The following is a 2224-nucleotide window of genomic DNA, read 5'->3' on the forward strand; positions in this document are numbered from 1 at the left end:
CCTTTTTTTTGGATTTTTTGAAAGTTTATTATTGATTCATTGATATAAAGGAAGCGTTTTATGAAGTGGTTTAAATCGTTAAAAACGGCAACGATGACAACAGTAATCAGCGCAAGTGTCGCAGTTGGTATGACTAGCGGCGCGGCGCATGCAGAGAAATTAGGCTATCCGGAAAAAGAGGAGTTAACTTTCGGTTTTATCAAACTAACAGACATGGCGCCAATAGCTGTCGCCTATGAAAACGGTTACTTTGAGGATGAAGGCCTGTACGTCAAAATTGAAGCTCAAGCTAACTGGAAGGTCTTGCTTGATGGCGTAATTGACGGTCGCTTGGATGGTGCACATATGCTAGCGGGACAGCCTATTGCAGCGACGATGGGTTATGGAACTAAAGCTCATATCATTACGCCTTTCTCAATGGATTTGAATGGTAATGCGATCACCGTTTCAAATGATATTTGGGAACAGATGAAGCCAAATATTCCAAAGATGGCTGATGGAAAACCTGTTCACCCAATTAAAGCTGATGCGCTGAAGCCAGTTGTCGAGAAGTACAAGGAAGATGGAAAGCCTTTTAACATGGGGATGGTATTCCCGGTTTCGACTCATAACTATGAGCTAAGATACTGGTTAGCAGCGGGCGGTATTCACCCTGGCTACTACGCGCCTCATAAGGGTGACACGACAGGTAAGATCGATGCAGATGCCTTGCTATCAGTAACACCTCCACCACAAATGCCGTCTACCTTGGAAGCCGGCACGATCTATGGCTACTGTGTAGGTGAGCCTTGGAACCAGCAGGCCGTATTCAAAGGTATCGGTGTGCCAGTAGTGACTGATTACGAGATCTGGAAAGACAACCCAGAGAAAGTATTTGGTATTACTAAAGAATTTGCTGAGAAATACCCGAATACGACAGTTCGTTTAACGCGAGCGATGATTCGTGCAGCGATGTGGTTAGATGCTAACAACAATGCTAACCGTCCAGCAGCGGTTAAGATCTTGTCACAACCTAACTATGTTGGTGCTGACTATGACGTTATTGCAAACAGTATGACGGGTACTTTTGAGTACGAGAAAGGCGATAAGCGTTCAGTACCAGACTTCAACGTATTCTTCCGTTATAACGCGACTTACCCATACTACTCAGATGCTATCTGGTATCTAACGCAAATGCGTCGTTGGGGTCAGATCTCTGAAGATAAGAGCGACGAGTGGTACAAAGATTTGGCGAAGAAAGTATATCGTCCTGATATCTATGCACGTGCGGCGCAGTCTTTGATCAAAGAAGGTAAAGCGAAAGCGGCTGACTTCCCAGACTTCTCTACTGAAGATGGCTACCGTGACCCACAAACGCACTTTATCGATAACATTGTTTATGACGGTACACAACCAAACAAGTATATCGAGAAGTTCTCAATTGGTCTGAAATCAGGCGACAAGATCTAAAGAGTATTACATATGTCGGACGACAAATGCTGGCCTGAACCAGGGTTTGTTGTCTGACTGCTGATAACGAAGTTTGTCTAAGAAAGATTTATCTTGATCGGCTCTCAATGTTTGTTAGAACGAGAGTCGTCAGTTAACTGAAGTAGCTTTAAGCAGGAGCAGAAGATTATGTCAACGGCGACATCTCTTAAGGACGATATAGAACAACCAATTGTTTGGTTGGATAAGGTATTAGAGTTTGGTGCGATGGCAGCGAAGACTCTGGCAATACCCATGGCAGGTATTGCGGTATTTCTCATTATTTGGGCGGCAGCCGCACAGAGTGTTAAAACTTCTTTGGGGCAGTTTCCGGGTCCCGCGATGGTAATGGAGCAGTTCGTCTCTTTATATGATGAGCACGTTTCCGAGCGGACTAAAGAGCAAGCCTTCTACGAAAGGCAAGAGAAAAGAAATGCGGCACGAGTGGCTGAAGATCCATCTTATGTGCCTAAAATCAGAGCGTATACCGGGAAAGAAACTTTCCTCGATCAGATCTTTACCAGCTTAAAGACGGTCGCTTCTGGCTTCTTATTGGCTGCAGCGATAGCGATTCCCCTAGGCATTGCCATTGGCCTGAATAAAACACTGAACTCGGCTGTTAACCCGATTATTCAGGTGTTCAAACCTGTTTCTCCTTTGGCTTGGTTACCCTTGGTGACAATCTTGGTGAGTGCACTCTACGTCTCGTCAGATCCACTGGTAGCCAAGTCCTTTATTGTTTCGATGATCACCGTAA

At 44.9% G+C, this 2224-nt stretch carries 2 protein-coding genes; both read left to right on the top strand.

Going from position 1 to position 2224, the window contains the following annotated elements:
• The first annotated feature begins 60 nt into the window (after positions 1 to 60).
• Positions 61 to 1449 carry a CmpA/NrtA family ABC transporter substrate-binding protein gene (locus tag A3766_RS24370; protein ID WP_068515165.1) on the top strand — a complete coding sequence of 463 codons (1389 nt, stop codon included), beginning with the start codon at positions 61 to 63 and terminating at the stop codon, positions 1447 to 1449.
• A 246-nt stretch (positions 1450 to 1695) separates the two neighbouring features.
• A partial coding sequence (locus A3766_RS24375; protein WP_369808652.1) for an ABC transporter permease occupies positions 1696 to 2224 on the top strand: 529 nt, incomplete at its 3' end.

The organism is Oleiphilus sp. HI0132 (assembly GCF_001635845.1).